Here is a 19,990-nt window from a genome sequence, read left to right as displayed (position 1 = left end):
GCAGCCAGGCCCTCCCAGGACCGTGGATAGCCTCGCCCCATGTCGTCCAGGTCAGACCGGCGTCGCCGGCGCCACCACCACCTGGCCCTCGCCCTCACCACCGCGCTCGCGCTCGCCGGCTGTGCCGACGCCGCGCGCTCCACCCCTTCGCCCACCGACCGGTCGTCCGAGTCGACGTCTGCAGTCGCGCTGCCGCCGGCCGGGGGTCGCGTCGACTACCAGCTCGGCGGGGCCTACCCCCCGGCGGGACCGGTCCAGACCGTCGTGCGCGACCGGGCCGCCAGCCCCGATCCCGACCGGTACTCGGTCTGCTACGTCAACGCATTCCAGACCCAGCCGGGCGATCGCGAGCTGTGGCCGGACGACACGCTGCTGCGGCGCGACGGCCGGGTGGTCACCGACCCCGACTGGCCCGACGAGGCTCTGCTCGACACCTCGACCGACGCCCGGCGCGAGCGGATCGCGGCCGTCCTCGTCCCGTGGGTCGAGGGGTGCGCCGACGACGGGTACGACGCGGTCGAGCTCGACAACCTCGACAGCTACACCCGCTCGGGCGGGGCCCTGGAGCGGCAGGACAACGTCGCGCTCGCGAGGCGGCTCGTCGACGCAGCGCACGCGAAGGGGCTGGCGGCGGGCCAGAAGAACGCCGCCGAGGACTCCGAGGTGCTGCGCGAGGGCGCGGGCTTCGACTTCGCCGTCGTCGAGGAGTGCGCGGCCTACCGCGAGTGCCCGACGTACGAGCAGGTCTACGGCGACCGTGTGCTCGACATCGAGTACACCGACAACCTGCCCCGCACCTTCGCCGCCATGTGCGCGGACGAGGCCTCGCCGCGCTCCATGGTGCTGCGCGACCGCGACCTCGAGCCCGCCGGGTCACCCGGCCACGTCGCGCGGGTCTGCCCGTAGGTCGGGCGAAGGGGGATCAGCTCGCCGGGTCGTAGCCGAACTCTCGCAGCTCCTGGCTGCACCGGCACGAGGTCGCCACCTTTGCGGCCCACTCCTCGGCCTCGCGGCGGGACGCCACCTCGAGCACGAGATATCCCCCTTCGATCTGGCTGGTCTGCGGGTAGGTCCCCGGCGTGACCACCCCGCCCGCGTCGACGAGGACCGGGGCCACGCTCTCGTCGATGCCGCCGCCGAAGACGTACACGCCCGCCGCCTTGGCCTCCTCGATGACCGCGTGCGAGTCCTCCGACACCTGCGGCAGCTCCTCGGCGGTGACCCGCATCGCCGAGCTCGGGAAGGAGATGAGGTACTTCGTCATGGCCGGACCCCTTCGTCCGTAGTGGTTGCGATCTGCAACCACCAGGGTAGCGAAAGGGGAGTCGCTCAGGAACAGGTCGACGGGGTGACGGCGATACCTCCACCTGGCACGGGGTATGTCGCGTGCCAGGCGCAGACATCGCCGTCAGGCTGCGGACGAAGATGGCGAAGCGCCTCAGTCGGTGTCGTCGTCCCTCTTCGAACCCCGTCGTCTCAGGCTGACCCGCACGTCGACCGTCGGGATGCGAGCCGCAGCAGCACGAGCGGATCCGACGCGGTCCAAGCCGAACTGGCGTGCTGCGCCCACCTTCTCGCTGCCCGCCGTGAGGACGGTGTCACGCGTCTCCGCGGCGGCTTGTCGCCACCGTCGTTCCTCGAGGTCAGAGCGCTCGACGCTGACGCCCACCAGCTCTCTGAACTCCACGACCCTCGACGCGGAGCGGTTGCTGATCTGGACCACCTGCGTAGCCGACGAGGGATGGAGCAAGAGCTTGGTGTCGGCGGTTGTGCCCGCGGAGGTGATGCGATCTAGGAGGACCTGGGTGGTTGCCGCAATCTTCGATATCCGCTGCTCGCGCGCGGCCTGCAGCCCGGTCCTGTGGTCGTCCAGCTCGTCCGCCGATGCATCCAGCACCCGGTCGAGCTCGAGCACCGCGAGTGCGTCCTGCAGCTGGAAGCATCGGGCGAGGACTGCGAGCCACTCGTGGGCGTCGGTCTCGGCCGCTCGAGCGGCCTTCTCGATGTCGCCCATCTTCCGCTGCTTCGTAAGGCGCTCGGCTGCCGCCTCAAGTCGTTTCAACGCGTAGGACTGCGTGACCGCGGTGGTGGTCGAGGCACCCTGGACTTTCGACCAGGTCACCTCGGACACGCGGCCCACGCTGTGCCTGATGTGCATGGCCTCGTCGATCATCAGCTCGACGCCGATCATCTCGGCCAGGGCTGAGTCCTTCTGCGCGCGAAGGATGTCGTCGACCTTGGCGTCGATCACCGCGAGATAGTCGGTGATCTCGTCCATGGCCTGCTGCATGGCCATCTGGGTCATGATCCCCGCGGCGCCCGACAGCAGCGCGGGATTGGTGAGAGCCGAGCTGGGGGACGAGGCGAACTCGACGAACCCCTTGATCTGCCCCTTCGGTCCTCGGAGGACGCCGGTCTCCAGCCCGGTCTTCGCGCTCCTGCTCAGACCAATCTTCTGCACGCTCTCGGCGGACTCCTTGGTGAGCTTCACCCACCGCCCGTAGTCGGCGGAGATGGCGGCGCTGCTCTCTGCCATCGCAGCGCCCGTCCCGAGCGCAGCACTCAGACGGCGCGTATCGATCGCACGGGACTCGAGCCGCTGCGACTCGAGGAAGCGTTCGACTGCAGACCGCTCGCCGATCACGGCAAGGCCGTCCCCGTCGCTGATCAGCTCGATCTCGTCGCTCATATCGTTCCTCGGCTCTTGGTGGTGGGAGGACGTTCAGAGAGAACTATCCACTGGGGTGTACCTCCTGCGGGCGGTTCGGGCGAGCCCTCGAGTGGCCCGCCGTCGATCCGTGCACCTGGCACGGGGTATGTCGCGTGCCTGGTGCAGACATCGCCGTCAGGCTGCGGACGAAGGGGGAGAGCCCGGTCCGCTGCTCAGCCCGGTGCGGGCGACGACGGCGAATATCGTCACGGCGACGAAGGCGTCGCCCCGCTGGGCGCTCGCCTCGACCCCCGAGACGAGGCGGCCGCCCTCGTCGGGGGTGATCGCCCCGTCATCTTGCGCGCTCTCGACGGTGCGGCCGAGCGGACCGCAGCCGAGAAGCGCCTCTGGCGGCAGGACGAGGGCCGAGGAGCCGATGTCGTCGTCGACCTCGAGCCCTGCGGTGCGCAGCTGTGCACGGAGGTGGCGACCGGCGAAGGGGTTCGGCCACTGCGTGTGCCACCCCCACTCCTGCACCCGGCGCATGATCTCGGGCTCGTGGGTGACCGTGACGAAGGTGCCCCAGTCGGAGTCGACGACAACGGCGCGGCCGCCGGGCCGCAGGACGCGCGCGATCTCGTCGGCCGCCGCCTGCGGGTGCTCCAGGTGCTGGAAGACCCGCTCGCAGCGCAGGGCGTCGACGCTGCCGTCGGCGAAGGGGAGGTCGCTCGCCGACGCGAGCGACAACCGCGCGCTCGAGTGCGACGGGGTGCGGTCGGCGGCCACGGCGAGCAGGCGCGGGTTGGTGTCGACACCGGTCGCCCGTCCGCTGTCACCGACCCGCAGCGCCATCCGGCGCACCTCGCTGCCGGTGCCGCAGCCGACGTCGACCGCGCTCTCGCCGTCGGCGAGCTCGAGCCGCTCGAGGGTCCAGTCGCGCAGCCGCTGGACGGCGGGGGAGCGCTCCTGGAGGTCGAGCACCCGCACGAGGGCGGCGACGTCGTCCTCGCTGAGCTCAGCGGACCGGCTCTCCTGGAAGGCCCCGCGGGTCGTGCGCGGGTAGTCCGCGTCGCTCGTCATGCGTCGACGATCCTCCGCGGGCCCAGCGTCGTCAACGGACCGGCTCGACCTCACCGTTGACCTGCCGGTCAGGCGAGCGGGACGATAGGGGGTCACGCCGCCGCGACCTGGCGGTCCGCCACCTGGGGGTCGGCATGATCGACGAGGCCACATCGACCACGTTGGGGGCGTTGGTGGGAGCGACGACCTTCGCGGCCGGCTTCCTCGCCACACGGGTGCATCGTCAGCTCGACAGGGCGCTCGGCATCGCGCAGGACATGGACGACGCCGTCGAGGCGGCAGCTGCGGATGGCGGGGTCATCGAGCCGGGCCTCTTCGAGAACCAGTACCGCGCGCTGAAAGAGGCGAGCGAGGACCGTCTCGACCGCATCGCCCTGGGGGTCGTCGTCGTGCTGGCAGGTGCGGTGGTCGTCCTGTCGGCGGCCGTCTCCCAGGATGCCGGCGTGGGTGAGGCCGGCGGTCAGGAGAGCTGGCTGCTGCTCGCCTTCGTCGTCGCGGCAGTCGTCGTCCTCGCCGCCTCGGCCGCCGACCTCGTCGGGGCACGGCGCAAGGTGCGGGCCCGTCTGGACGACAGCGTCCTCGGGCTAGCCGAGGACGCCGAGTCGTCCTGGCTCGGGCTCGAGCCGACGTCTGAACGGCTGAGCTCCGCCCGGGATGCGGCAGAGCACGCGGTGCGTCGGGCACGCGGGACGTACGGGCCGTCATGGCTCGCACTCGGCAACGTGAATCTCGCCGCGATGGCCGGGCCGCTGCCCGCGCGGGACACCTGGCTCACGGCGATGTGGGCGCTCGACCGCGCCGTCGAGCTGGGCCCGGAGTCGTCCGCGCTGTGCTGGGCCAGGGCCTACGCCGTCGAGCGCGGCCCGGTGGTCGACACGGAGGAGGCGGTCCGCGAGTACGTCCGCGGGCTCTGGCTGCATCACGAGGGCAGCCGTCCGCTCGCCCGCGGGGACGAGATCGTCGCCCAGCCGCGGGACAGGATGCGGCAGGTGGTGCACGCCGACGGCACCTTCTCGGCGACCGACCTGAGATTTCGTCCCACCACACCTGGGGTGCTGGCAGGCGCGCTGCGCAGGATCCCCGCGCACTTCCTGGAGGCACGTCTGACAGCCGTCCTGCTGCGTGACGCCACCGTCGGCCGCGACGCGGACGAGCCGGGGGTCGAGGACGCAGCTGAGGCCACATGGGAGTGGCTCGAGCGTCTGCGTGAGATCGGGGACCTCATCGGTCCGGCGATCGTCGAGGCCCAGGTCCGTGAGCTGCTCGGCTCGCAAGGCGCGCCTGCGTGGACCGCCCGCATGACCGCTTATCTCGGGCCTGATGGCCCGGTGGCCCGCGCGCGGGAAGAGGAGGAGGACGAAGAGGCTGGGCGGCAGGCCGCCTGGGACGACACGCACCGTCGGCTCACATCGACGCTACGGGCGCTCGACGACGCGGCCGGCAGCCGGCAGGTCGCCCTGGACCGGGGGATGATCGAGGGCGAGCACGACGCTGCAGATCTCGACTGGGACGAGATGCTCCGTGCGCTCGAGCAGGAGCAGCGTGAGGTGGCCCAGGAGCACGAGGAGTGGGTCCGCGAGCACGAGGCGCAGATGGCCGAGAGCGACCGGCTCGGACGGGAGCTCGAAGAGAGCCTGGCCAGGTTCGAGCGTGCGAAGCGGGGGCGGTCGACCGAGGAGGACCTGGCGCGAGAGCCAGAGCCGAAGCCGCTCGGACCGTGGCCGGAGCCTGAGCCCCGCCCGCGTCGAGCGGGTGTCAACCCCGCTCGTCAGTCGCCCCGCAGGGTGCGCAGCACGAGGGGCAGCTCGGAGGGGATCTCGCCGGCCAGGTAGCCCACCCGGCCCAGTCGCATGGCGAGGGTGTCGCCGGCCGCGGCGTGGACCGACTTCGCCCAGACGAGCGCCTGCACGAGGCCGGCGCCTCGGCTGAGCAGCCCGAGCGCGGCGCCCGCGCAGACGTCGCCGCTGCCGGACGTCGCCAGACCGGTGTCGCCGGTCGTCATCCGCCACAGGGCGCCGTCTGCTGAGGCGACCCAGTCACCGCAGCCGACGACGGCGTCGTAGCGCCGGGCCGCCTCGACGGTCGCCTCGGCCACGTCGCCGTCCTCGACCTCGGCGCGGTCGAGGAGATGCGCGAGCTCGCCGGGGTTGGGGGTCGCGACGAGACGCCCACGAAGGGAGCCCCGGACGTCGTCGTCGAGGTCGGGCAGGACCGTGAGCCCGAAGGCGTCGAGGAGCACGGGGGCGTCCGGGGCGAGGGTCGGCACGACCTCGGCGACGAGCCGGGCCGATCCCTCGGGGTCGTCGAGACCGGGCCCGACGAGCACGGCGTCGGCCCGGCCGGTCTCGCGCTCGAGAGCCGCCCCGGCGCCGGTGCCGGTCACCGCGCCCGACGCGGACTGCGCGAGCGCGGTGACGCCGGACTCCGGCACGGCTACGGCCAGGTGAGGGGCCACCCCTTCGGCCACCCCGAGGTGCAGCTTGCCGGCACCCATCCGCAGCGCCGAGACCCCGGCGAGGAGGACCGCTCCGGGGGTCGAGCAGGAGCCGCCGACGACCACCGCCTGGCCGCGGCCGTACTTCGAGCCGGTGGGCTCGGGCAGCGGCCACCGCCGCAGGACGTCGGGGGTCACGAGTCGGGGGTCGGCGAGAGTCCCGCCGCTGACCTCGTCGGGGATCTGCTCAGGCATCGACGTCCTCGCTCTGCTCGTCGCGGGAGCCGCCGCCGACCTCGTCGGACGCACCGGGCTGGTCGGTGACCTCGACCCCTTCGCGCCGGAGGTGGTCGTCGAGGTTGTAGTCGGTGACCGCCCACCCGGTGGGGGAGGAGGGGTCGCTCACGAGGCGACAGATGGCGGCGTTGCGAAGGGGGTTCGAGCGCGACCGCTCGAGGACGGCCTCCTCGTCGAGCCCCTCGGCGACGTAGCAGAAGAGCAGCACGACGACGTCGTGCGCCGTCACGAGGGCGACCTCGTGACCCTCGACCGTGGCGAGCTCGGCGAGCACCGCGCGGACCCGCCCGGCGACGTCCGCCCAGGACTCGCCACCCGGCGGTCGGTAGTAGAACTTGCCGATCCAGGCCCGGCGCTCGGCCTCCTCTGGGTACTTCTTGGTGATCCCGTCGGCGGTGAGCATGTCGGTGATGCCCATGTCGCGGTCACGCAGCCGCTCGTCGACGCGCATGTCGAGGTCGACGTCTGCCTCGTGCAGTGCGATCTCGCCGGTCTGGCGCGCCCGGCGGTAGGGGCTGGTCCACACGACCCCGGGCTGGTCGGCGTCCGCGAGCTCGCCGAGCCACCGACCGACCGCGGCGGCCTGCTCGCGGCCCGTCGCGGAGAGCTCGACGTCGGGGTCGCGGGCCGGGACGTCGATGCGCTCGAGGCCGTCGCGCTGGGCGAGCTCGGCGGCGACGTTGCCCTCGGACTGGCCGTGGCGGACGAGGATGACCTGCTGCAGTGGCATCCGTCCACCCTAGGGATCAGGTCAGGGGCGGGGACTCACCCCGATGAGGGGGTGCGCGAGGTCAACGACGGCGCAGCTCGGCGACGAGCTGGCGCTCGCGGCGGCGCAGGACGACCCGGCGGCGGCGCTCGTCGGGGTCGGTGGACGCCTGCACCCGGCGCTCGGCCTCCTCGACCTGACCCAGCTCGAAGAGCAGCTCACGGACGGTGCGGTCCGCGTCCGGCTTCATCGGGATCTCGATCGTGCTCATGGCTGCTCCTCGGGTCGGGTGCAGCCACAGTGTCGCTGCTGGCTGCGCGTCGGCTGTCGTTACGAAGTGGGCTGTCTGTGAGCGGTGCGAGCATGGCTGGATGGACGGTGCGAGAGAGCGGCTCGACGCCGAGCAGGCCGAGGCTCGGCGCCGGCTGGCGGCGCTGACCGGCGACTTCGACATGGTCGTCGACGCCTCGCGCGACTCGAACGCCGACGACGAGCACGACCCCGAGGGGGCGACCATCGCCTTCGAGCGGGCGCAGGTCACCTCGCTCATCCGGCAGACGCAGGAGCACCTCGACGAGATCGACGCAGCCCTGCGTCGCCTCGACGGCGGTGGCTACGGCACGTGCGAGCGGTGCGGCGAGCCGATCGGCGAGGCCCGGCTCGAGGCCAAGCCGACCGCGCGGCTGTGCATCCGGTGCGCCTCGGCCCAGCGCTGACGGGGGCTCGGTCCCCCTTCGCCCTGCGGCCCGGCAGCTCGCCGGGTCAGCGCGAGCGGGCCACCCGTCCCTCGTCCCAGACCGGCTCGTCCGACTCGTAGACCCGGCCGTCCGCGCCGAAGACGAGGAAGCGGTCGAAGCGGCGCGCGAACCACCGGTCGTGGGTCACCGCGAGCACCGTCCCCTCGAAGCGGTCGAGCCCCTCCTCGAGCGCCTCGGCCGAGTGCAGGTCGAGGTTGTCGGTGGGCTCGTCGAGCAGGAGCATCGTCGCGCCGCTCAGCTCGAGCAGGAGGATCTGCATCCGTGCCTGCTGCCCGCCGGACAACGACGCGAAGGTCTGCTCGGACGCCCGCGCCAGCCCGTAGCGGTCGAGGGCGCGCGCCGCCTGCTCTCGGCCCATGCCCGCCCGGTGCTCGTCGCCGCGGTGCAGGATCTCCAGCAGCGTGCGACCGAGCAGCTCGGGGTGCTGGTGGGTCTGGGCGAACCACCCCGGCCGCACCCGCGACCCGAGCCGCACGACCCCGCTGTGCGCGACGGGCTCCGGGCGCACGTCACCGACCGGCTGGTGCTCGACGTCGGGGTCGGACCCGCCCGAGGCGAGCAGCCGCAAGAAGTGGCTCTTGCCCGAGCCGTTCGACCCGAGCACCGCGACCCGCTCGCCGTACCAGAGCTCGAGGTCGAAGGGCCGCATGAGACCGGTGAGCTCGAGCCCCTCGGCGACGACGGCACGCTTCGCGGTGCGACCGCCCGTCAGCCGCATCTTCACGTCCTGGACGTACGGCGTCGCCTCGGGCGGGCCCTCGTCCTCGAAGCGGCGCAGCCTCGTGCGCGCCGCCTGGTAGCGCGCGGCCATGTCGGAGTTGTAGGCGGCCTTCTGCTTGTACATCTGCACGAGGGCCTTGAGCTTCGCGTGCTCCTCGTCCCATCGCAGCCGCAGCTCCTCGAGCCGCGCCATTCGCTCGGCGCGCGCCTGGTGATAGGTCGCGAAGCGGCCGGCGTGCACCCACGCGACGCTGCCCGCCGCGGTCGGCTCGAGGGTGGCGACCCGCGTCGCGACCTGCCCGAGCAGCTCGCGGTCGTGGGTGACGATGAGCACCGTCTTCGGCGAGGTCTGCAGCTGCTCCTCGAGCCAGCGCTTCGCGGGTACGTCGAGGTAGTTGTCGGGCTCGTCGAGCAGGAGCACTTCGTCGGGCCCGCGCAGGAGCGCCTCGAGGACGAGCCTCTTCTGCTCGCCGCCGGACAGGGTCGACACGTCGCGCCACTGCGCCCGCTCGAAGGGCATCCCCAGGGCCTGCGTCGTGCAGACGTCCCAGATCACCTCCCACTCGTAGCCCTCGACGTCGGCCCAGTCGACGAGCGCCTGCGCGTAGGCCATCTGGGCGGGCTCGTCGTCGCGCTCTATCATCGCCAGCTCGGACTCGTCGATCGCCCGCGCGGCCTCACGAACGGCGGGCGGCGCGACGCTGACGAGCAGGTCGCGCACGCTCGTCTGTTCGTCGTCGCCGCGCCCGACGACGCCGACGTGCTGCGCCATGACGCCGAGCCCGCCGGTGCGGGTGATCGCCCCGTCGTGGGCGTCGAGCTCGCCGGAGATGATCCGTAGCAGGGTGGTCTTGCCGGTGCCGTTCGGCCCGACGAGCGCGACCTTCGCCCCTTCGCCCACCCGCAGGCTCACGTCGCCGAGGAGCGGCCTGCCGTCGGGCAGGGAGTATCGGATGCTGCTGACGTCGACGTGTCCCACGGGGCAGGAGTCTGGTCGAGCCGGCCGGCGGAGTCACCCGGGTTTCGGGCGACGGTTGAGTCGCCCCCCTTCGCAACCCCGATCTGACAAAACCCTGCTGGCAGCCCTTCGACGAGCCAGCAGGGTCTCGAAGGGGTCCTGGCACGACAAGACCCAGCCAGCAGGGTTTTGTAGGAGGGGGGCGAAGGGGGAGTCAGCGGCGGGAGAGCTCGGTCTCGGCCCGCTCGACGTCCTGCTGCGAGCGGCCGCAGTCGACGTAGGTGATCCCGAGGCTGCCGAGGTGGGCGACGAGGGCGCGGGACATGCCGACCGGGTCGTCGAAGTCGGAGGGCTTGATGACGAGGCGGCGGGTCTTCGTGCGGATGAGGTCGTCGCGGCGGCTGTAGCCGAGCCGCTCGGGGTCGAAGCGCACGTAGTAGGCCTCGCCCTGCTCGTAGCTCGAGTGCTCGCCCTGCGACCCGAGGTCGGCGCGGAGCACCCCGACGACGGCGCTCGCGGGGAAGTCGCTCCCGCCGTAGGCGAAGCCGTCCGGGTGCAGCTGCAGCAGGGGGTGCGCGGCGACGAGCTCGGCCCGCTGACCCATGGCGCCGGGGACGACGAAGAGCATCGCCAGCACGGCCAGCGCCATGAAGACCACCATGAAGCGGTCGTCGTCGACGTCGAGGACACCGGTGAGGAGCAGGACGACGACGACGAGGGCGCCGAGCAGCCCGATCCCACGCATCGCCCACGCGAAGGCGCGGGCCGTCGGGGCGTGCTGGTCGTGGGCGACGAAGGTCGTCATGGGCCTCCTGCCGAGGGTCCGGAGAGGTCACCGTAGCGATTCCCCTCCACGAAGGGCCCCCTGGTGCGAGGCTGCGGCCATGACGACGACGTCCTTGGTGGTCCGTGACGGTCTCGACTTCGGAGAGGGTCCGCGCTGGCGGGGTGGTCTGCTGTGGTTCAGCGACTTCTACCGGCATGCCGTGTACACCTTCGACCCGGAGACGGGTGACGAGACGAAGGTGGTCGACGTGCCCGGCCAGCCCTCCGGGCTGGGCTGGCTGCCGGACGGGCGGATGCTCGTCGTGTCGATGACCGACCACCGGGTGCTGCGCCTCGAGCCCGACGGCAGCCTCGTTGAGCACGCCGACATCTCGCAGCACTGCGGCTTCCACGCCAACGACATGGTCGTCGACGACCAGGGCCGCGCCTACGTCGGCAACTTCGGCTACGACCTGCACGCCGACATGGACGAGCGTGACGTCGAGACGATCCTCGCCGACGAGCAGGCCGGGCTGACCGACCTCGTGCGGGTCGACCCCGACGGCACGGTGAGCGTCGCCGCGCCCGACGTGCGCTTCCCCAACGGCATGGTGCTGCTCGACGGTGGTCGCACACTCGTCCTCGCCGAGACCCTGCGCCTGCAGCTCACGGCCTTCACCGTCCAGCCCGACGGCTCCCTCACTGACCGCCGCGTCTGGGCCTCGACCGCCCCCCAGATGGTCGCCCCCGACGGCATCGCGGCCGACCCCGACGGCGGGATCTGGGTCGCCGCGGCGCTCGGCGCGGCCGTCGTGCGCTACGCCGAGGGCGGCGAGGTCACCGGCACCGTCCAGACCACGCAGAACGCCTTCGCCTGCGCCGTCGGCGGCCCCGACGGCCGCACCCTCTACGCGATGACCGCTCCCGGCAGCGAGCCCGTGCACGTCGACGGCCGCAGCGCCGGCACGATCGAGGCGGCGACGCTCTGAGCGAAGGGGGAGAAAGCGCGGCACCCGGCCCGGCGGACCTCGAGGTCCGTCGGGCGGGTCCCTCCGACGCGGGCACCGTCGGGCTGCTCCTCTTCGACTTCAACACCGAGTTCGTCACGCCGACGCCGGCCGCCGCGGTCCTCGCGGCACGCTTCGAGCGGCTGCTCGAGCGCGACGACGTCGTCGTGCTGCTCGCGCGGGAGGGCGGCGAGGACATCGGCTTCGCCTACCTCACGTACCGCCCGACCCCGTACGGCGACGGCCCGCTCGTCCAGCTCGAGGAGCTCTACGTCCGGCCGGCGCTGCGCGACGAAGGGGTGGGTGCGGCCCTGCTGGGTCGCGCCCTCGATGACGCCGTCGCCGCGGGCGCCGTCGAGCTCGACATCAACGTCGACGCCGTCGACACCGACACCCGCCGCTTCTACGAGCGGTGGGGATTCTCCTGCGTCGACCCCGGCACCGGCGACCTCATGCTCTGCTACATCCGCGAGCTGTAGAGGGGAAGTGGTCTCGAGGCTCGGGCGCCGAGCGCCAGCGAGCCCCGACAGTGAGCCGGCCGGGTCGAGTGAGCGCAACTCGCCGCTACGTCGCGGGCGTAGCGGCGTTTCGCGCTCACTCGGTCGCGAAGGCGGGAGCGGCGACCAGGTGACCGCGACCAACGACCTCGGTGTTGAGGTGCGACGAAGGAGCTTTGAAGCCACCCTCGGCACCTTGGTCATCGTCCCGGGTGGTCTCGCCCGGCACGATGCCCTCGCACCTCGACCAGCGAAGACGTCAGGCGGTGGTGCCGGGCTCGAGGCGGGCGCCCGGCTCGAGGACGACCCCCTTCGCCACGTGCGACTCACGACCGACGAGCACGACGGCGGAGTCCGAGGGCGGCCAGCGCTTCGGCTGCGCCCCGACCTGCGCGTCCTCGCCGACCCGGCACGAGTCGTCGACGACCGCGGCGAAGATCTGGGCACCGGACGCGACCCGGACCCGGTGCATGAGCACCGAGTCCTCGACGACCGCCCCCGCCTCGACGACGCAGCCCGGTCCGACGACGCTGCGGCGCACGGTGCCGTGCACGTGCGACCCGGGGCTGATCATCGAGTCCTCGACGACGCTGCCCGCGTGCATCATCGGCGGCGGCATCTCCGGCGACCGGGTGAGGATCGGCCACGCCGGGTCGTCGAAGACGTCGACCCGTCCGCGCAGCAGCTCGCGGTGCGCGGCGAGGTAGGCGGAGGGGCGGCCGAGGTCGCGCCAGTAGCCCGTGAGCGCGTACGCGTGGGTCTTGCCGCCGTCGACGAGCCGCGGGAGCAGGCGGTCGGGGAAGTCGCCGATCCCCTCCGTGAGCCCTGGGTCGGCCTGCGCCCGTTCGTGCCGGATCGCGTCGAGCGTGCGCAGCAGCACCGGCACGTCGTAGACGAAGACCTCGGCGGCGATCGTCCCGTGCGGCGGGGCGGTGGGCTTGTCGGTCAGCCCCTGCACGACGCCGTCCCGGTCGACGTCGACGACCGTCTTGTGCTTGGCCTGCGCGAGCGGCACCTCGACGGTGACGATCGTGGCCTCGGACCCGCGCTCGAGGTGCTGGGCGACGACGGCCCGCATGTCGAGGCGGTAGACCTGGTCGGCGCTCGTCACGACGACGACCTCGGCGCCCGCCTCGCGCAGCTGCGCCCCCATCTTCAGCAGGTCGTCGGCGTTGCCGGCGCTGAAGCCGCCGGACCCGCTGGGCTGCCCCTCCTCCGGCACGAGCCGGCGGTAGCCGCCGCGGGTGCGGTCGAGGTCCCACGGGCGCCCGCCGGCGAGGTGACGGTCGAGCGAGGACGCCTCGTACTGGACCGACACCCACACGTCGGCGATCCCGCTGTTGCCGAAGTTGCTCAGCGCGAAGTCGACGAGCTGGTAGCTGCCGGCGAAGGGGAGGGCGGGCTTGGCGCGCTCACGCGTGAGGACGTCCATCCGGGAGCCCTGACCACCCGCCTGGACGACCCCGACGATCTTCGGGATGCGGGAGAGGGGGACGACGCTCGACATGTGGCTCAACCTAGTCGCGCGGCCCGACGTCACACGGCGGGTGGCTCCCCCTTCGCCAGCCACGCCATCGCCGCGGTGACGAGGGTGCTCACCCCGGTGTCGAGGGTGGGTTGGACGACGGGGGCGAAGGCCGGCGAGTGGTTGACCGGCAGCTCGCCGAGGCGGCCCTCCTCCTGCGCCCGGCGGTAGACCTCGGGGTCGGTGCCCCCGATGCCCCAGTACGTGTAGGGCACCCCGAGCGCGGTGGGGACGTCGCTGAAGTCCTCGCTCGCCGACTGCAGCGGCAGCTCGACGACCGCGTCGCCGAATACCGCCGCGAAGGCCTCGTGGACGCGCTGCGTCGTGCCGGCGTCGTTGTCGGTCAGGGGGTAGCTCTGGTAGCGCTCGACGTCCGCCGGGTGCGGGGTGCCGGCCGCTGCGCAGATGCCCTGGACGACCCGGTCGATCCCGTCGAGGACGACCTGACGGGTGTCGTCGTCGTAGGTGCGGATGTTGATGAGCAGCTCGGCGGTGTCGGGGATGATGTTCGCCGTCGTGCCGGCCCGGATCGAGCCGACGGTGAGCACCGCCGGCTCGGTCGGCGCGACGTCGCGCGAGACGACCTGCTGCAGGGCGACGACCGCGGTCGCGGCGACGACGACCGGGTCGACGGCGACGTGGGGCATCGACCCGTGGGCGCCGCGCCCGTGGATCGTCACCCGCAGGCTGTCGGCGGCGCTGAGCACCGGGCCGGACCGGGTGCCGACGTGGCCCGCCGGGGCGACGAGGACGTGCTGCCCGAGCGCGACGTCGGGCGAAGGGATGAGATCGGCCAGCCCGTCGTCGACCATCCGCATGTCGGCCCGGAGCAGGACGACGGGGCCCTCGCCGTGCGCGAGGACCCCGACGACGCCGGTGCCGCCGACCCCTTCGTGGACATCGAAGCCGTCGGCCCGCAGCCGCTGCGCGACGAGCCCGGCGGTGCGGTGCTCCTCGTGGGAGAGCTCGGGATGGGCGTGCAGGTCGCGGTAGAGCTCTTCGAGCTCGGTGCGGACGGTGGCGAGGGGCTCGAGGACGCTCTGCACGCTCATGTCCCCATGGTGCTCCCCCTCGGGCTCAGTCGGCGTACTGGACCCGGGCGTCGCCGACCGAGCTGCTCACCGTCACCGAGCGGTCTGCGGTGGGGTCGTCGTCGACCTCGACGACGGGGCTGCCGACATCGGCCTGCACGTCGACCCGGTAGCGCTCGCTGCCGCGGGGCAGGACGAGGACCGCCTCGCCGACGTCGGTGCTCACGTCGGCCGAGCGGACGGGAGACGCCGCGACGACCCGCACCGAGCCGACGTCCGCCCGGGCGGTCACCCGCTCAGCGGTCGTGCCGACGACGCGGATCTCCCCGACGTCGGTCTGCACGTCGACGTCGCCGGAGGTGCCGGCGACGCGGATCTCGCCGACGTCGAGGTCGACGCCCACCTGCGTGCCCTCGGGCACGACGAGCACCCACCGCGTCTCGCAGGGGTTGCTGAAGGGCCCGCTGCGGCACTCGCTGCTGGCCACGACCTCGTCGCCGGCCGTGCTCACCGAGACCTCCGGCCGCACGAAGCTCCACCGCGTCGTGCGCACGAGCGAGGGTCGCTCGCCCGGGTCGGCGGCGCGGACCTGCACGGACCCGGTGCCCCCGGCGACGCGCAGGCTCGTCATCCCGGCCGGGAGGGCCTGCTCCTGGCGGTCCTCCTTGGTGATCATCGGCCCGACGAGTCCCGACATCACGCCGAGGACGAGCAGGGTGGCGAGGACCCCGGCGACGAGCCGGACGAGCCAGGCGAGCGACCGGGTCGTCGGGCCGCCGCGCGGGCGCTGGGGCGGTGCCCCTTGGCCGGGGGCGCCGGGTGCACCGGAGGTGCCGGGCAGACCGGGCAGGGCCGCCGGGCCGCCCGCACCTGCGGGTCGTGCCGTCGCCAGGGTCGCGGTCGGGGTCGAGCCCGCGGGGGGCGGGGGGACCGGCTGGGTGCGGTCGTCGGCGGCCATCTCAGCGCTCCTCTCCGTGGTCGAGCCAGCGCAGGACGGCGAGCACGCGGCGGTGGTCGCCCTCGGCCGGCGGCAGGTCGAGCTTGGTGAAGATCGAGGAGACGTGCTTCTCGACGGCCCCGTCCGAGACGAAGAGGGCGGCACCGATCGCGGAGTTCGTCCGGCCCTGTGCCATGAGCCCGAGGACCTCGCGCTCGCGGGGGGTGAGGGCGGCGAGCGGGTCGCGGTTCGCGGCCCGCGAGAGCAGCTGGCCGACGACCTCGGGGTCGAGGACGGTGCCGCCGCCGTGCACCTCGTGCAGCGCGGCGACGAAGTCGCCGGTGTCGGCGACGCGGTCCTTGAGCAGGTACCCGACTCCGCGCGGCCGCGAGGCGACGAGCTCGGTGGCGTACTGCTCCTCGACGTACTGGCTGAGCACCATGACGGCGGTGTCGGGGTGCTGCTCGCGCACGACGAGCGCGGCCTTGATCCCCTCGCTCGTGTACGTCGGCGGCATCCGTACGTCGACGACGACGAGGTCGGGCTCGTGCTCGGCAACTGCGCGCAAGAAGCTCTCGGCGTCGCCGCACGCGGCGGCCACGGTGATGCCGGACGCGCCGAGCAGCCGCACCAGTCCGTCGCGCAGGAGGACCGAGTCCTCGGCGAGGACGACCGTGAGGTCGGTGGGGGTGGGGGTGGTCATGACTGGCTCCTGCCGGGACGAAGGGGGAGGACGGCGTGCAGGGTGGTGGGCCCGCCGGCGGGGGAGGTGACGTAGAGCTGGCCGTCGACCGCAGCCACGCGCTGCTGCAGGCCGGCGAGCCCGGTGCCGCGCGAGGGGTCGGCACCGCCGCGGCCGTCGTCGCTCACGGTGAGCGCGAGCACCTCGCCGTCGGCGGCGGTCGCGCGGCTGACGTCGACCGTGGCCGAGGTGGCCGCGGCGTGCTTGGCGACGTTGGTCAGCGCCTCGGAGACGACGAAGTAGGCGATCGCCTCGAGCGTCGGGTCGACCCGGCCCACCCCGCGGACGGTGACGGAGACGGGCAGCGGGCTGCGGTTGGCGAGCGCGGAGAGCGCGGCGTCGAGCCCGCGGTCGGCGAGGATCGGGGGGACGATGCCGCGCGCCACCTGGCGCATCTCGACGATCGCCTCCTTCGCCGAGGCGTGCGCCTCGTCGACGAGCTCGCGGGCCGTGGCGGGGTCGCGCTCGAGGGCGTCGCGGGCCATGCCCAGGCTCATCGCGATCGAGACGAGCCGCTGCTGGGGACCGTCGTGCAGGTCGCGCTCGATCCGGCGGCGCTCGGCCTCGACGGAGTCGACCGTCTCGCGCCGGCTCTCGGTGAGGGTGTCCACCCGGGCGCTCAGCTGCTCGACCTCCCGGCGGCGGTCAGCCCCCAGCAGCCACCGGGCGAGGTTGACGTCGACGGCGGCCAGGGCGCGGGCGGCCAGCGGCAGCAGGAGCAGGACGACGACGCCGATCGCGGTGCCGACCCACGGCCCGCTCCTGTCGCCGATGGGGATGCCCCAGAAGATCCGGACCGTCTCGACGTCGACGCCGAGCCGGATGAGGGGCAGCAGCGCGAGGAGCAGGGCCTGGGCGAGGACGGCGAGCGTCACGGCCCCGATGAAGGTGCCCCACAGCGCGTGGAGCGCCCAGTACGCGGCGGCCCGCCAGTCGGCGGGGTCGAGGACGAGCCGGCGCCACAGCGGCTGGTCGGTGCGCACCGTCGGAGGGTCGATCGTCGCGCCGGTGAGCGCGCCGACGCGGTGGCGCTCGGCCCGACCGAGCCAGCCGCCGAGCAGCAGCGTGCCGACGGCGAGCGGCAGGGTGACGAGGGCACCGGGCAGGCTGACGATGCTCGCGAGGAGCACAGAGGACAGCACGATCGCGACGGCACCGGTGAGCAGGTCGGTGAGGAGCAGGGCGAGCGAGCCCCAGCCGCGCACCCAGGTGCGGGCCAGGCCGGGTGGGTGCGTCGGGGCGGCGACGGCGGTGCTGGTCATGTCGACAAACCTAGGAGGACCGGCTCGCCACGTCTGCCCCGCGGGCACCCAGGTCGGGGGTGGGGCTGGCCCCACCCCCGAGGTGGGGTCGACGGCGGCGAGGACGGGCGCCGGCACCAGTGCGGCGCACGGGTGCCCGGCGGGAGGTTGGAGGCGCACGACCACGCCACGTCTCACCCCTTCGCCACCCCATGGAGCCACCCATGTCCGTCCTCACGCCGCACCGCGACCCCGCACCGCCCACGCCCCCGCCGACCCGGGCGTCGACCCGCCCGGTCGGATCCCCCCTCGCCCGGTGGTGCTCCCGCCACCGGTGGGTCGTCCTCGCGCTCGCCCTCGTCGCCCTCCTCGGCGGCGGGGCCGCCGCGAGCCGGGGCATCGTCACGACCCCGCCCGAGGCCCAGCTCGTCGGCGACTCCCGCGCGGCGGTCGACATCCAGATGGCGTCCGACCTCGGCGGCGCCCCCGTCGAGCACGTCGTCGTCACCGCGCGGGACGGCTCGATGTCGGTGGCCGAGCGGACCGCTCTCGGTCGCGAGCTCACCGCCGCCTACGAAGGGGTCGACGGCGTCGCCTCGGTCGGCGACCCGGTCCCCGGGGCCGACGGCGCGAGCGTCGTGCTGCCCGTCGAGCTCGACGCGGTCTCGAGCTCCGGCGGTGCAGAGGCCGACGGGCCGAGCGCCTCCGACGTCGTCGGGCCGGTCCTCGCCGTGACCGACGACGTGCGCGCGGCGCACCCCGATCTCGAGGTCGGGCAGGTCGGCGAGGGGTCGGCCTCCCTGGCGCTCGACGAGTCGATGGGCGAGGACTTCGCCCGGGCCGAGCTCTTCAGCATCCCGCTGACCCTCGTCATCCTCGCGATCGCCTTCGGCGCGGTCGTCGCCGCAGGCGTGCCGCTCGTGCTCGGTCTGCTGAGCGTCGTCACGGCGATGGGCATCACGGCCGCGCTGAGCCGTGGCCTCGTCGACGTCGACCCGAACGCCCAGAGCCTCGTCCTGCTCATCGGGCTGGCCGTCGGTGTCGACTACGCGCTCTTCGTCCTGCGCCGCGCCCACGAGGAGCGGGCCGCGGGGGCGAGCGTCGAGGACGCCATCGCCGTCGCCGGTGCCACCGCGGGCCGGGCCGTCGTCATCTCCGGCGTCACCGTCGTCGTCGCGATGGCGGGGATGCTCGTCGCGGGCGGGCTCTTCTCCTCGCTCGCGGTCGGGACGATCGTCGTCGTCGCGCTCGCCGTCGTCTTCTCCGCCACCGTGCTGCCCGCCCTGCTCGCCGTCCTCGGCGACCGGGTCGACGCGCTGCGGCTCCCCTTCGCCCGGCGCCGAGAGGCGCGCCGCGCCGCGGGTCGCTCCGTCTGGGGCCGCGTCGCCGGCGTGGCCATCCGCCGCCCGCTCGCGTGGGCGGCGGTCGTCACCGCGCTCCTCGTCGCGCTGGCCGCCCCCGCGCTCGGCATGAAGACCGCGCTCGGCGGGGTCGAGACCCTGCCCCAGGACCTGCCCGTCGTCGCCGCCACGCACCAGCTCGAGCGGGCGATCCCGAGCGACGGCACCGCCGTCCAGGTCGTCGTCAGGGCTCCGACCGGCAGCGAGGCCGAGGTGGCCCGGGCGCTCGAGGCGTCCGCGGGGGACCTCGCCGCTCTGCCGCACGTCTCCGGGGTGGCGCCCCAGCCGCAGGTGTCCGGCGACGGCACGGTGAGCGTGCTCGACGTCGGTGTCGGCATGAGCGCGTCCGACGAGCGCCTGCCCGGCGTCGTCGCCCAGGTGCGCGACGAGGCCGACGACATCCGCGCCGAGCTCGCCGACGTGCCCGGCGCGCAGGTGCACGTCGGCGGTCAGGCCGCGTCGACCGACCTCACGCAGTGGATGGACTCGCGCCTGCCGTGGGTCGTCGGCTTCGTCCTCGCGCTGACCTTCGTCGTCATGGCGCTGTCCTTCGGGTCGCTGTGGCTGGCTGCCGCGACGATCGGGCTCAACCTGCTCTCCGTGGGCGCCGCGTACGGCGTGATGACCGCGATCTTCTCCGGCACGTGGGCCGAGTCGGTGCTCGACTTCGACTCGACCGGTGCGATCGCGGCCTGGTTGCCGCTGCTGATGTTCGTCGTGCTCTTCGGGCTGTCGATGGACTACCACGTCTTCGTCACCAGCCGGGTGCGCGAGGCGCGGCTGGCCGGGTCGTCACCGCGCGAGGCCGTGCGCCTCGGGGTGGCCCGCTCCGCCGGGGTCGTCACGAGCGCGGCGGCGGTGATGATCGGCGTCTTCTCGATCTTCGCCACCCTGTCGGTGCTCGACATGAAGCAGCTCGGGGTCGGGCTGGCCGTCGCGATCCTCCTCGACGCGACCGTCGTGCGCGCCCTGCTGCTCCCCGCGGTGCTCGCGCTCCTCGGCGACCGGGCGCACCGCGGGCCGCGGTGGCTGCCGGCCTTCCACCACTGAGGGGCTGCGGTCCCCCTTCGCCCACCCCCCCCCGCGGGCCCCCTTCGCCCCACCCACCCACGCCGAACCCCGCTCGTGGTCCGCGAACCCCGCTCGTCGCCGCCCCGCGAGGAGCGGGCATGACGGACCACGAGCGGGTCTCGGCGGACGGAGACGACGCGGCACGAAGGGGGGTCGAGCCGGCGCGAC

The 19,990-nt window shown here is 73.5% G+C and carries 19 protein-coding genes; 6 read left to right on the top strand and 13 right to left on the bottom strand.

Annotated elements, in window-relative coordinates; translation table 11 throughout:
• Nucleotides 1-39 precede the first annotated feature (39 nt).
• On the top strand, nucleotides 40-906 hold the full coding sequence (locus tag ABIB53_RS13485) for an endo alpha-1,4 polygalactosaminidase (RefSeq protein WP_354588536.1): 867 nt from the start codon (nucleotides 40-42) through the stop codon (nucleotides 904-906).
• Nucleotides 907-922: 16 nt separating this feature from the next.
• On the opposite strand, the gene ABIB53_RS13480 is transcribed toward ABIB53_RS13485, so the two are convergent.
• The 3 genes from ABIB53_RS13480 to ABIB53_RS13470 all read right to left on the bottom strand — a co-directional run bounded on the left by ABIB53_RS13480 (nucleotide 923) and on the right by ABIB53_RS13470 (nucleotide 3,730).
• A complete protein-coding gene (locus tag ABIB53_RS13480) occupies nucleotides 923-1,264 on the bottom strand; it encodes a YciI family protein (RefSeq protein ID WP_354588535.1) in 342 nt (113 codons plus the stop codon).
• Between the two features lie 174 nt (nucleotides 1,265-1,438).
• The gene (locus ABIB53_RS13475; protein WP_354588534.1) at nucleotides 1,439-2,689 is read right to left on the bottom strand and encodes a hypothetical protein; all 1,251 of its coding nucleotides are present in this window, start codon (nucleotides 2,687-2,689) and stop codon (nucleotides 1,439-1,441) included.
• Between the two features lie 156 nt (nucleotides 2,690-2,845).
• Complete coding sequence (locus tag ABIB53_RS13470) at nucleotides 2,846-3,730, bottom strand: methyltransferase domain-containing protein (protein WP_354588533.1); 885 nt, start codon at nucleotides 3,728-3,730, stop codon at nucleotides 2,846-2,848.
• A gap of 134 nt (nucleotides 3,731-3,864) precedes the next feature.
• Between ABIB53_RS13470 and ABIB53_RS13465 the strand changes: the two genes are divergently transcribed.
• On the top strand, nucleotides 3,865-5,562 hold the full coding sequence (locus ABIB53_RS13465; RefSeq protein WP_354588532.1) for a hypothetical protein: 1,698 nt from the start codon (nucleotides 3,865-3,867) through the stop codon (nucleotides 5,560-5,562).
• Here the strand turns inward: ABIB53_RS13465 and ABIB53_RS13460 are convergent.
• The 3 genes from ABIB53_RS13460 to ABIB53_RS13450 all read right to left on the bottom strand — a co-directional run bounded on the left by ABIB53_RS13460 (nucleotide 5,499) and on the right by ABIB53_RS13450 (nucleotide 7,441).
• Nucleotides 5,499-6,419 carry an NAD(P)H-hydrate dehydratase gene (locus tag ABIB53_RS13460; protein ID WP_354588531.1) on the bottom strand — a complete coding sequence of 307 codons (921 nt, stop codon included), beginning with the start codon at nucleotides 6,417-6,419 and terminating at the stop codon, nucleotides 5,499-5,501. The genes ABIB53_RS13465 and ABIB53_RS13460 overlap by 64 nt on opposite strands.
• Nucleotides 6,412-7,191 (bottom strand): histidine phosphatase family protein, encoded by a 780-nt coding sequence (locus tag ABIB53_RS13455; RefSeq protein ID WP_354588530.1) that lies wholly within the window; start codon nucleotides 7,189-7,191, stop codon nucleotides 6,412-6,414. The genes ABIB53_RS13460 and ABIB53_RS13455 overlap by 8 nt, the downstream gene beginning before the upstream one ends.
• A gap of 61 nt (nucleotides 7,192-7,252) precedes the next feature.
• A complete protein-coding gene (locus ABIB53_RS13450; protein ID WP_354588529.1) occupies nucleotides 7,253-7,441 on the bottom strand; it encodes a hypothetical protein in 189 nt (62 codons plus the stop codon).
• A 100-nt stretch (nucleotides 7,442-7,541) separates the two neighbouring features.
• Between ABIB53_RS13450 and ABIB53_RS13445 the strand changes: the two genes are divergently transcribed.
• Complete coding sequence (locus ABIB53_RS13445; protein WP_354588528.1) at nucleotides 7,542-7,886, top strand: TraR/DksA family transcriptional regulator; 345 nt, start codon at nucleotides 7,542-7,544, stop codon at nucleotides 7,884-7,886.
• 46 nt (nucleotides 7,887-7,932) lie between these two features.
• Here ABIB53_RS13445 and ABIB53_RS13440 read toward each other — a convergent pair whose 3' ends face one another.
• Both ABIB53_RS13440 and ABIB53_RS13435 read right to left on the bottom strand, forming a co-directional pair.
• Nucleotides 7,933-9,627 (bottom strand): ABC-F family ATP-binding cassette domain-containing protein, encoded by a 1,695-nt coding sequence (locus ABIB53_RS13440; protein ID WP_354588527.1) that lies wholly within the window; start codon nucleotides 9,625-9,627, stop codon nucleotides 7,933-7,935.
• A gap of 193 nt (nucleotides 9,628-9,820) precedes the next feature.
• Nucleotides 9,821-10,411: a hypothetical protein gene (locus ABIB53_RS13435; protein WP_354588526.1), complete on the bottom strand. Its 591-nt coding sequence runs from the start codon at nucleotides 10,409-10,411 to the stop codon at nucleotides 9,821-9,823.
• Nucleotides 10,412-10,490: 79 nt separating this feature from the next.
• On the opposite strand from ABIB53_RS13435, the gene ABIB53_RS13430 reads away from it, so the two are divergent.
• Both ABIB53_RS13430 and ABIB53_RS13425 read left to right on the top strand, forming a co-directional pair.
• Complete coding sequence (locus ABIB53_RS13430) at nucleotides 10,491-11,360, top strand: SMP-30/gluconolactonase/LRE family protein (RefSeq protein ID WP_354588525.1); 870 nt, start codon at nucleotides 10,491-10,493, stop codon at nucleotides 11,358-11,360.
• Nucleotides 11,357-11,857, top strand: a complete 501-nt coding sequence (locus ABIB53_RS13425) for a GNAT family N-acetyltransferase (RefSeq protein ID WP_354588700.1) — start codon at nucleotides 11,357-11,359, stop codon at nucleotides 11,855-11,857. The genes ABIB53_RS13430 and ABIB53_RS13425 overlap by 4 nt, the downstream gene beginning before the upstream one ends.
• Before the next feature lie 277 nt (nucleotides 11,858-12,134).
• On the opposite strand, the gene ABIB53_RS13420 is transcribed toward ABIB53_RS13425, so the two are convergent.
• The 5 genes from ABIB53_RS13420 to ABIB53_RS13400 are packed head-to-tail and all read right to left on the bottom strand — an operon-like array spanning nucleotide 12,135 to nucleotide 17,372.
• Nucleotides 12,135-13,382 carry a glucose-1-phosphate adenylyltransferase family protein gene (locus ABIB53_RS13420; RefSeq protein WP_354588524.1) on the bottom strand — a complete coding sequence of 416 codons (1,248 nt, stop codon included), beginning with the start codon at nucleotides 13,380-13,382 and terminating at the stop codon, nucleotides 12,135-12,137.
• A gap of 29 nt (nucleotides 13,383-13,411) precedes the next feature.
• Entirely contained in the window at nucleotides 13,412-14,452 is a 1,041-nt protein-coding gene (locus ABIB53_RS13415) for a peptidase dimerization domain-containing protein (protein WP_354588523.1), read from the bottom strand.
• Nucleotides 14,453-14,477: 25 nt separating this feature from the next.
• Nucleotides 14,478-15,389 carry a DUF4097 family beta strand repeat-containing protein gene (locus ABIB53_RS13410; protein ID WP_354588522.1) on the bottom strand — a complete coding sequence of 304 codons (912 nt, stop codon included), beginning with the start codon at nucleotides 15,387-15,389 and terminating at the stop codon, nucleotides 14,478-14,480.
• 1 nt (nucleotide 15,390) lies between these two features.
• The gene (locus tag ABIB53_RS13405; protein ID WP_123092701.1) at nucleotides 15,391-16,071 is read right to left on the bottom strand and encodes a response regulator; all 681 of its coding nucleotides are present in this window, start codon (nucleotides 16,069-16,071) and stop codon (nucleotides 15,391-15,393) included.
• Nucleotides 16,068-17,372 carry a sensor histidine kinase gene (locus ABIB53_RS13400; RefSeq protein ID WP_354588521.1) on the bottom strand — a complete coding sequence of 435 codons (1,305 nt, stop codon included), beginning with the start codon at nucleotides 17,370-17,372 and terminating at the stop codon, nucleotides 16,068-16,070. Before ABIB53_RS13400 ends, ABIB53_RS13405 begins: the two co-directional genes overlap by 4 nt.
• A gap of 203 nt (nucleotides 17,373-17,575) precedes the next feature.
• Between ABIB53_RS13400 and ABIB53_RS13395 the strand changes: the two genes are divergently transcribed.
• The gene (locus ABIB53_RS13395; RefSeq protein WP_354588520.1) at nucleotides 17,576-19,801 is read left to right on the top strand and encodes an MMPL family transporter; all 2,226 of its coding nucleotides are present in this window, start codon (nucleotides 17,576-17,578) and stop codon (nucleotides 19,799-19,801) included.
• Nucleotides 19,802-19,990 lie beyond the last annotated feature (189 nt).

Source organism: Janibacter sp. UYMM211, from assembly GCF_040547045.1.
In the GTDB taxonomy this organism is placed as follows: Bacteria; Actinomycetota; Actinomycetes; order Actinomycetales; family Dermatophilaceae; genus Marihabitans; species Marihabitans melonis.
The sequence above is the reverse complement of the archived record's forward strand: the minus strand, read 5'-3'. Positions and strand labels throughout refer to the sequence as shown.

Coding starts and splice junctions, on each gene's coding strand:
- ABIB53_RS13485 (WP_354588536.1), top strand. CDS start 40: ATGTCGTCCAGGTCAGACCGGCGTCGCCGGCGCCACCACCACCTGGCC.
- ABIB53_RS13470 (WP_354588533.1), bottom strand. CDS start 3,730: ATGACGAGCGACGCGGACTACCCGCGCACGACCCGCGGGGCCTTCCAG.
- ABIB53_RS13465 (WP_354588532.1), top strand. CDS start 3,865: ATGATCGACGAGGCCACATCGACCACGTTGGGGGCGTTGGTGGGAGCG.
- ABIB53_RS13395 (WP_354588520.1), top strand. CDS start 17,576: ATGTCCGTCCTCACGCCGCACCGCGACCCCGCACCGCCCACGCCCCCG.
- ABIB53_RS13460 (WP_354588531.1), bottom strand. CDS start 6,419: ATGCCTGAGCAGATCCCCGACGAGGTCAGCGGCGGGACTCTCGCCGAC.
- ABIB53_RS13435 (WP_354588526.1), bottom strand. CDS start 10,411: ATGACGACCTTCGTCGCCCACGACCAGCACGCCCCGACGGCCCGCGCC.
- ABIB53_RS13405 (WP_123092701.1), bottom strand. CDS start 16,071: ATGACCACCCCCACCCCCACCGACCTCACGGTCGTCCTCGCCGAGGAC.
- ABIB53_RS13445 (WP_354588528.1), top strand. CDS start 7,542: ATGGACGGTGCGAGAGAGCGGCTCGACGCCGAGCAGGCCGAGGCTCGG.
- ABIB53_RS13455 (WP_354588530.1), bottom strand. CDS start 7,191: ATGCCACTGCAGCAGGTCATCCTCGTCCGCCACGGCCAGTCCGAGGGC.
- ABIB53_RS13475 (WP_354588534.1), bottom strand. CDS start 2,689: ATGAGCGACGAGATCGAGCTGATCAGCGACGGGGACGGCCTTGCCGTG.
- ABIB53_RS13410 (WP_354588522.1), bottom strand. CDS start 15,389: ATGGCCGCCGACGACCGCACCCAGCCGGTCCCCCCGCCCCCCGCGGGC.
- ABIB53_RS13415 (WP_354588523.1), bottom strand. CDS start 14,452: ATGAGCGTGCAGAGCGTCCTCGAGCCCCTCGCCACCGTCCGCACCGAG.
- ABIB53_RS13430 (WP_354588525.1), top strand. CDS start 10,491: ATGACGACGACGTCCTTGGTGGTCCGTGACGGTCTCGACTTCGGAGAG.
- ABIB53_RS13480 (WP_354588535.1), bottom strand. CDS start 1,264: ATGACGAAGTACCTCATCTCCTTCCCGAGCTCGGCGATGCGGGTCACC.
- ABIB53_RS13400 (WP_354588521.1), bottom strand. CDS start 17,372: ATGACCAGCACCGCCGTCGCCGCCCCGACGCACCCACCCGGCCTGGCC.
- ABIB53_RS13450 (WP_354588529.1), bottom strand. CDS start 7,441: ATGAGCACGATCGAGATCCCGATGAAGCCGGACGCGGACCGCACCGTC.
- ABIB53_RS13420 (WP_354588524.1), bottom strand. CDS start 13,382: ATGTCGAGCGTCGTCCCCCTCTCCCGCATCCCGAAGATCGTCGGGGTC.